Below are 8,092 nucleotides of genomic sequence, written 5' to 3'. Positions count from 1 at the left end.
GGACATTAGCTCAGTTGGTAGAGCAGTGGACTTTTAATCCATTGGTCGATGGTTCAAGTCCATCATGACCCACCATTCTTTATTAAGATAAAGAGTGGTTCAATCGGCGGATTTACGCAGCTCACTTAATTCTACACAGAATTTAGAGCGGGTCATTAGCTCAGTTGGTAGAGCAGTGGACTTTTAATCCATTGGTCGATGGTTCAAGTCCATCATGACCCACCACTTCCAAAAAAATCGCAACTTTCCCCCTTATTTTATTTAAATCAGTTTCTTATTTTTATTTATAAACAGCATGCCCAGATAGCTGTTATTTGCCCGTGTATTCTCGTATAATTTGCCGTAATTAATGCACTGTAGATGAAGTGGTCGAGAACATGAGTCTAGCTCAAACTATTATGCCTGAAGGCTATATCTTTCCTCCTAAGCCAGCGCCGTTAACTAAAGACGAGCAAGGCGAATATAAAGCACGTATTAAACAACTACTGCAAGATAAAAATGCAGTGCTGGTAGCCCATTACTACACAGATCCTGAAATTCAGGCCCTTGCCGAAGAAACAGGGGGCTGTGTTGCCGACTCATTAGAAATGGCACGTTTTGGTGCTCGCCACGATGCAGATATGATCATCGTTGCAGGCGTACGTTTTATGGGTGAAACCGCTAAAATTTTAACGCCAAACAAAACAGTTGTTATGCCAACGCTAGAAGCAACCTGTTCGTTAGACATTGGTTGCCCTATTGATGAGTTTTCTGCGTTTTGCGATCAGCACCCAGATCGTAAAGTTGTCGTGTATGCAAACACCTCTACAGCGGTTAAAGCCCGTGCAGATTGGATTGTAACCTCATCGTGCGCCCTTGAAATTGTAGAGCACCTAGATGAGCAAGGTGAAAAAATTATTTGGGGCCCAGATAAACACCTTGGTAGCTACATTCAAAAAAATACCGGTGCCGATATGATCATGTGGAACGGCGCATGCATCGTCCACGATGAATTTAAAACAAAAGCGCTTAAAGATATGAAAGCCCTGCACCCAGACGCAGGTGTATTGGTGCATCCAGAGTCACCTGCAGAAATAGTGGCACTGGCAGATGCGGTTGGCTCAACAAGCCAATTAATAAAAGCGGCGCAAACAATGGATAAAGAAAAGTTTATTGTAGCGACAGACCGCGGTATTTTTTACAAAATGCAGCAGCTATGCCCAGAAAAAGAGTTTTTTGCAGCCCCAACAGCCGGTGAAGGCGCGTCATGTAAAAGTTGTGCACATTGCCCGTGGATGGCAATGAATGGCTTAAAAGCGATTGAAGAAGCGCTAATAGACCCACGCGGTAAAGAAGTGTTTGTAGATATGGAATTACGCGAAGGCGCGCTTAAGTCACTTAATCGCATGTTAGACTTTACAGCCAACATGGCTAAGTAATTAGCCTAATGTGTAAAAAACGGTTAAATCCTAAGGTTTAGCCGTTTTTTTATGCCTAAAGTAGATTGCTGGTTGATTATTAGGCACTTAACAGCACAAATTTAAAAATGCCTTGCACCTGTGTAACCTATTTCATACTATAACGCGCTGTTGCACTGCAACACCGTGGAGGAATGGCTGAGTGGCTGAAGGCGCACGCCTGGAAAGTGTGTTTAGGTTAATCCCTAACGAGGGTTCGAATCCCTCTTCCTCCACCATTATTCAATATTAGGACGCTTTTTAGCGTCCTTTTTTGCGCCTGCAATAAATTGACTAATTAACTACTAAACTGTAGTTATACTTGTTAGTTAAAAAGTTAAGTGTGGTTTGTGATAGAAAAAGCTTTAACCACTTTAAAATCACATGCAACAAAAAAATCTGTGCGTCTTATTATTTTAATCTGTGATATTTTCCCACCATTACTAATCCCCTATAAAATATTTAAGGAAGATCTATGCTTAATCAGTTAGTTTTTAACAATGGCGAGATAAGTGATAACTTTGCCAGCGTATTGCTAAGTCATGACGATTTTAATCAGGTTACTGTTTTAGAGGTTTATAAACACTATGAATTGGTTGTTTGCTCATGTGTTGAGGTTTTAGATCCGGACGATAAAACACTCGTAGGAAATGAACTATTTAAATTAGTAGAAAATAATAGACTGAGCGCAGATGAGCTTATCGCTTTTTTACGAGGCGATGAGATAAACGCAGATAATGAACTTTATGAGTTTGAGTCTTGTACTTGGTTTGAGTGGAGAAGTACAACAAATGATTGGGTAAGTGCTCCTTTTGATACTTTATTTGAGCATGCAGAGAAAAACATTGAATTACTAAATCAATTGAAAGATTAAAATTATAGGACAAGGAATAAGCTAAACTATAGTTTTATGTCACTAACTAAATTAAATACCCTAAAACTACGTCACGTTTTTTAGGCTAACATTAGATTCCTCTGCATCAAATACAAGGTAGCTTACGCGTATGAACTTACGAGTTTTAAAACACAATTTAGTAATATGTACAGTATTAGCAGGCGCCTCCCTCCCATCGTACGCTTCTTTTAGTGGGCTTACAGAGCAAGACGAATTTAATATTAAGCTAAGGTCAATTTACTTTGACCGTGATTACGATAACGACGCCAGTGACGACTCAACCTTTGCACAAGGTATAGAGCTCAATTATCAATCCGGCTATTTTAATGACTTAATTAGCTTTGGCGTGTCTAACTATACCGTGCTCAATTACAACTCAACCGGCAGCGCACAAAATAATATTTTACCCGCAGGGGATGAAAAAGGCGGGGTTGACGATAGTTTTTCTAAATTTGGTCAATATTTTATCGACGTTAAACTTGGCGACAATGGCCATGTAAAAATAGGCGGGCAAAAAACCAAAAGCATGCTGTTAAAAAGCTCGGGTAGCCGCGCAATTCCCAATACTTTTAGAGGCGTATTTGGTGACTACACGTTTGGTAATACCAAAGTATATGGTTACGCCTACGATAAATGGAGCCGCCGCCACGATGACAAGTGGGAAGATTTTTCTACCGACCAGTCAGATAACGGCGCAATTAGTGTTATTTGGGGTGTGGGCGCAAGCTACAAAAAAGATGCGCTAAAAATAGACGCGGAGTATTTAAACTCTCATGACTACTTATCAAAGCTTGGGCTTAAAGGTAGTTACGCTATTAAGCTCGATCAAAGTAAGTTAACCCTTTCAAGCGGCATATTTACCTCACAAGACGATGGCGATTTATTTGTAACCGGTGCAGAGGGTGGCGATTTAGATGATGAAGATGCACTCGGTGCGGTTTCAGGCGTTACTAAAAGTGAAAACGATGGTTTTGCCTATTACCTAGATGCCAATTGGAAAAAAGATATTTGGACACTAGGCGCCGCATTTACTAAAGTGAACGATGCTTGGATTGAAGATAACTTTAGCGGCGATCACGGGACTAACCCGTTTCCCACGCGCTCATTAATTGGCGCCGATTTAACAAACCAAAATGAGGCAACTTGGCAGGCTCGCTTAGGCGTTGACCTAAAAGCAGTGGCACCCGGTTTAACCACAAAGTTTTATTACACCAGCGGCAGCGATGCAGAAAATTCAAGCTTAGGTAAAGCAGGTGGCACAGCCGATGAAAAATATTGGGCCATTGATACACGCTACAAAGTAGCGGCTGTAAAAGGCTTAAGCCTACGTTGGTTATTTTTAGATTACACCACAGATGAAACTGGCAGTGTTGATGGTGTAAAAGGAGACAGAGCAGATCATCGCGTATATGTAGATTACACTATTAAATTTTAAGAACTACACCTTATTAAAATTTCAAAAGTAGAGATAAAGTTACACTATTAAAAATGCGGCTAAGTTGTATTCGTTTAAGCCGCATTTAAAACTGCTCCTAAATTAATACTTTCTCTTTTTAGGAATTTTTAACTGGCTTTCAAATTCATCAGGAAAAAGCACCGTGCCGTCGTCCTCTTCGGTAGGGAATACTGCAATCAGTAAGTCGTCTTCTTCGAGGCCGGGTGTCCAGCGGCTAAACCAATCTTTAGTAGGAATGGCCTTTGGTGTACAGCCCTCCCATTCGCCTGTGGCCCAAGCTTGTGCAAAATCGCGGGTTGGCCACACGGGTACACAGTCGTCATCTTCGTTGGCAAGCATTACGCAACCATCATCGTCGTTTAAAATCCATACTTGCTTGTACTGTTGTACGGTTTCAAACATAAAAGCGAGTCGTTTTTTTGCCCCTAGCCCTAAAATTACGGTTTGTTCTTCAGTCGCATTTGCAGTTGTCATAGTTGGCTCACTCTTTATTGCTTCAAATTTGAATTTTACTGTTACCAGTATATCGAGTTATGTGACAGTGTGTTGAAAAATTATTATTTAAATTCATCATTGCAGATCTAATTTTAAGATTGAACAGTATAAGCTCTCATTAATTTGAGCGAGCATTCAAAATTGCCCTTGAATGTTGTTAAAAAGGCCGCATCTCAAATGCATACTCTTAATGAAGGATTTAACAATGACCACAGATTTACTGGCCCCGTATACATTAAACGACTCACTTGAACTTAAAAACCGCGTTTTAATGGCGCCTTTAACCCGCTGTATGGCTGATGATAATTTAGTACCCACGCAAGATATGGTGGAGTACTATGCGCGCCGTGCCGATGCCGGTTTAATCATTAGCGAAGCCACTATTATTCGCCCAGATGCGCAAGGCTACCCAAATACCCCTGGGTTATTTACCAGCGAGCAAATTCAAGGTTGGAAAAAAGTAACCGACGCCGTACGCGCAAACGGCGGTAAAATGTTTGCTCAGCTTTGGCATGTTGGCCGTGTTGCGCATCCTCACTTTTTTGGCGGCGATGTATTAGCGCCATCGGCAATTGGTGTTGAAGGCTCTGTACCGCGTATGCGTGAGCTTACTTACATTACGCCAAAAGCGGCCACAAAGGATGATATTAATTCACTGATAGCCGACTTTGCTAAAGCGGCCGAAAACGCCATTGAAGCGGGCTTTGATGGCGTAGAAATTCATGGCGCTAATGGTTATTTAATTGATCAGTTTTTACATTACGCTGCGAATGAGCGCACAGATGAATACGGCCAAACACCTGAAAATATGGCGCGTTTTGCAATAGAGGTGACCGACGCGGTTATTAATGCAGTGGGTAATGAGCGTACTGCAATTAGGTTATCGCCAGGTGCTTACTTTAATATGGAAGAAGATAAGCGTGATAAAGCGGTATTTGATTATTTATTACCACAGCTAGATGCAAAAAAACTGGCTTATATTCATGGTGGCATTTTTGATGATAGCACCCAATTTGACTCGTTAGAGGGCAAAACCACCTCGCAATATTTGCGTGCAAACACTAAAACCACCCTTGTAGGTGTAGGCAGTTACAGCTTTGATGATGCAAAACAAGCAATAAACAACGATAAGTTTGATTTAATTGCGATTGGTCGCCCATTTATTGCCAACCCTGATTACATTAGCAAAGTGGCCAATAATGAAGAGCTTGTTGCTTATAGTGATGAAATGCTAGCTAAACTCTTCTAATAATTTAATATTTATATATAAATCAGCCTAGGTGTTTGTACTTAGGCTGACTTACAAATGACATAACAAAGCCATAAAATTCCCACAATTTTTTAACACCTCTGTCAATAAACTTCATTTTTGTTGTAATAATACGACACCATACTGTGCCCGCTTTCATAATTACTTTAGATAATTAAAACCAAACGGGACAACAATGTACGCTTTAACCAATAAATCGATTTTGAGCATAGCAATTGCTATGGCTGTATCAACGTCAGCTTATGCAAATGACAACGAAATAGAAGAAATAACCGTTACTGCTAAACCAACCAGTTACGCAAATAATGTGATTGAGCCTGCAATGCTTGATCAACAAACAACGGTGTCGAGTGTGTTATCAGTTATTGATAACTTACCTGGCATTAGCATAAATGAAGGCGATGCATTTGGTGGCGATGACTGGTCTACCACTATTACTATGCGTGGTTTTAGTATTGACTCAAACCAACAACAATTAGGGATGACCGTTGATGGTATTCCTAACGGTGGCTCGAACTATGGCGGGGGCGCTAAAGCAAACCGATACCTAGATACCGAAAACCTAGCCACAGTAGAAGTAGGCCAAGGTACCTCAGATATTAAATCGGCATCGTTAGAGGCACTAGGCGGTACATTTAATTTTGTAAGTAAAGCGCCAAGCCTTGATAAAAGCACCACTTTTGCTTACACCTCAGGTAGCCACGATGCGACCCGTTATTACGTTAAGCACGAAACCGGTACTATTTTTGATAATACACAGGCGTATGTAAGCTATTCACAAACCGATACTAGCCGCTGGATTGGCTCGGGTAGCAACGGCGGAAAAGATAACCAACACGCAGAGCTTAAATTTGTGACAACGCTTACAGATTTAACCATTACAGGGCGTTTATCTTACGATGATGTAAGCGAGACTAATTATAATAGTGTAAGCCTTGCACAATTTGAGCAAACGCCAAAGTGGGATCAGCTAACGTGGAACTGGACCGGCATTCCACATTACGACCAAATGTTTGCCGAGGGCTGGGGTACACTGCGTGAAAATACGTTAGCGTATTTAAAGTTTGAATATGCACTTTCGCCAACATCACTTATTACAGTGAGCCCTTATTATCATAAAAACTCGGGCCGTGGCGATTGGATCCCACCGTATTTAACAACTCCAGTAGATGAAAACGGCAACCCAACGACAGAGGGCGGCACTAATGCGCTCTCTTACGGCTTTGTTGATAGCGATGGTAACGCACTGGCACCAAATGAGGGCTGTACAGCAAGCTTAAGCTGGCCGTGGGAGTCGGGCCCTGGTTTAAACCCAGCGTGTTACGATGACACCGCAATACCTGTTATGTCGTATCGTCATACGCATTACAAAAAAGACCGCCTGGGGGTTACTGCTAATTACCAAGCTACGTTTGGTATGCACGATATAGAAGCCGGTTTGTGGTATGAGCAAAGCGACCGTGATGAGTCTCGTGATTGGCACAAAGTGATTAATGCCAGTATTTATCATCACTTTGATAGCACGCCATACTGGACCCAGTATAAAAACACCTTTGAGACCGACACCCTTAAATGGTACGCGCAAGATTCAATGGCACTTGGCGATTTTACGCTTAACGTAGGTGTTAAAAAGTACCTAGTTGATATCGAAAAGTACGACCACTACCAAAATGCCACAACCGCTAAAGTAAATAGCGATTCTGATGTGTTGTTCAGTGGCGGTATTTTGTATCAGCTAAACAATTCAACTGAGCTATTTACCAGCTACAGCGAAAATTTTGCAGCTATTAAAGACGGTGTACTTGAGCGCGATAGCTCTGATTTATCAGCCATAGAGCCAGAAACTGCTGAAAACATTGATTTAGGTGTACGTTATCAAAATAACGCATTAAAACTGACCGCCACGGCGTATTCAATTGAATTTGATAACCGTATAACCTTTATTGCCCCTGGCAGTGATACCGGCGGTATTGATTACACAATAGGCACAAATGGCACTTACTTAAATGTAGGCGGCATTGAATCACAGGGTTTAGAGCTTTCGGCAAGTTACATGCTAAGCCCACAATGGAGCGTATACAGCTCGTACACAAATAACGACTCACAGTACAAAGGCGATGCTCCTGGATTTGAAGCCGGTGAAAAAGTAATAGACTCAGTAGATGACTTATTTGTGTTCTCGACCGATTACTTTAGCGGTGATTTCCGCTTTGGTTTATCGGCTAAATACACCGGTGAGCGCGGCGAAGTTGATGGCTATACCGTGGTTGATTTAAACGCAGGTTACGCCACCGATATAAACGCAGGACCATTTAAAGCGCTAGATGTTGCCTTTGTTGTTTATAACATTACTGATAAAAGTTACTTAGCCGGTGGTACGGGCAACGGCAGCACTTACTTTATTGGTGCGCCACGTACAGCAGCACTGACGTTATCGGCTACGTTTTAAGCCAATGAACCCGTTTTAAGCCCATCAATGATGGGCTTTTTTTTATTAATAGCCATAGATTAAAACTAATGTATGGCTGTATCGAGATTTT

6 protein-coding genes and 2 tRNA genes are annotated in these 8,092 nt (G+C 41.6%); 7 read left to right on the top strand and 1 reads right to left on the bottom strand.

Annotation, left to right across the window (positions count from 1 at the left end):
* Window positions 1-149 precede the first annotated feature (149 nt).
* The 5 genes from CWC17_RS15195 to CWC17_RS15175 all read left to right on the top strand — a co-directional run bounded on the left by CWC17_RS15195 (window position 150) and on the right by CWC17_RS15175 (window position 3,766).
* A tRNA-Lys gene (locus tag CWC17_RS15195) sits at window positions 150-225 on the top strand.
* Between the two features lie 152 nt (window positions 226-377).
* A complete protein-coding gene (gene nadA, locus CWC17_RS15190; protein WP_138613834.1) occupies window positions 378-1,418 on the top strand; it encodes a quinolinate synthase NadA in 1,041 nt (346 codons plus the stop codon).
* 167 nt (window positions 1,419-1,585) lie between these two features.
* Window positions 1,586-1,675: transfer RNA gene (locus CWC17_RS15185), tRNA-Ser, on the top strand.
* A gap of 236 nt (window positions 1,676-1,911) precedes the next feature.
* Window positions 1,912-2,310: a hypothetical protein gene (locus CWC17_RS15180; RefSeq protein WP_138613832.1), complete on the top strand. Its 399-nt coding sequence runs from the start codon at window positions 1,912-1,914 to the stop codon at window positions 2,308-2,310.
* Window positions 2,311-2,440: 130 nt separating this feature from the next.
* Window positions 2,441-3,766 carry an OprD family outer membrane porin gene (locus CWC17_RS15175; protein WP_138613830.1) on the top strand — a complete coding sequence of 442 codons (1,326 nt, stop codon included), beginning with the start codon at window positions 2,441-2,443 and terminating at the stop codon, window positions 3,764-3,766.
* A 102-nt stretch (window positions 3,767-3,868) separates the two neighbouring features.
* On the opposite strand, the gene CWC17_RS15170 is transcribed toward CWC17_RS15175, so the two are convergent.
* The gene (locus CWC17_RS15170; protein ID WP_004588808.1) at window positions 3,869-4,261 is read right to left on the bottom strand and encodes a DUF2750 domain-containing protein; all 393 of its coding nucleotides are present in this window, start codon (window positions 4,259-4,261) and stop codon (window positions 3,869-3,871) included.
* 226 nt (window positions 4,262-4,487) lie between these two features.
* Here CWC17_RS15170 and CWC17_RS15165 point away from each other — a divergent pair, with 226 nt between their 5' ends.
* Together CWC17_RS15165 and CWC17_RS15160 are read left to right on the top strand one after the other, a co-directional pair.
* Window positions 4,488-5,531: an alkene reductase gene (locus tag CWC17_RS15165; RefSeq protein ID WP_138613828.1), complete on the top strand. Its 1,044-nt coding sequence runs from the start codon at window positions 4,488-4,490 to the stop codon at window positions 5,529-5,531.
* 196 nt (window positions 5,532-5,727) lie between these two features.
* The gene (locus CWC17_RS15160) at window positions 5,728-8,001 is read left to right on the top strand and encodes a TonB-dependent receptor domain-containing protein (RefSeq protein WP_138613826.1); all 2,274 of its coding nucleotides are present in this window, start codon (window positions 5,728-5,730) and stop codon (window positions 7,999-8,001) included.
* The last annotated feature ends 91 nt before the right edge of the window (window positions 8,002-8,092 follow it).

It is taken from the genome of Pseudoalteromonas sp. S3785 (assembly GCF_005887365.1).
Lineage (GTDB): Bacteria > Pseudomonadota > Gammaproteobacteria > Enterobacterales > Alteromonadaceae > Pseudoalteromonas.
The sequence above is the reverse complement of the archived record's forward strand: the minus strand, read 5'-3'. Positions and strand labels throughout refer to the sequence as shown.

Excerpts from the sequence above, each read along its gene's own strand:
- nadA (WP_138613834.1), top strand. The coding sequence starts at position 378 with ATGAGTCTAGCTCAAACTATTATGCCTGAAGGCTATATCTTTCCTCCT.
- CWC17_RS15180 (WP_138613832.1), top strand. The coding sequence starts at position 1,912 with ATGCTTAATCAGTTAGTTTTTAACAATGGCGAGATAAGTGATAACTTT.
- CWC17_RS15175 (WP_138613830.1), top strand. The coding sequence starts at position 2,441 with ATGAACTTACGAGTTTTAAAACACAATTTAGTAATATGTACAGTATTA.
- CWC17_RS15170 (WP_004588808.1), bottom strand. The coding sequence starts at position 4,261 with ATGACAACTGCAAATGCGACTGAAGAACAAACCGTAATTTTAGGGCTA.
- CWC17_RS15165 (WP_138613828.1), top strand. The coding sequence starts at position 4,488 with ATGACCACAGATTTACTGGCCCCGTATACATTAAACGACTCACTTGAA.
- CWC17_RS15160 (WP_138613826.1), top strand. The coding sequence starts at position 5,728 with ATGTACGCTTTAACCAATAAATCGATTTTGAGCATAGCAATTGCTATG.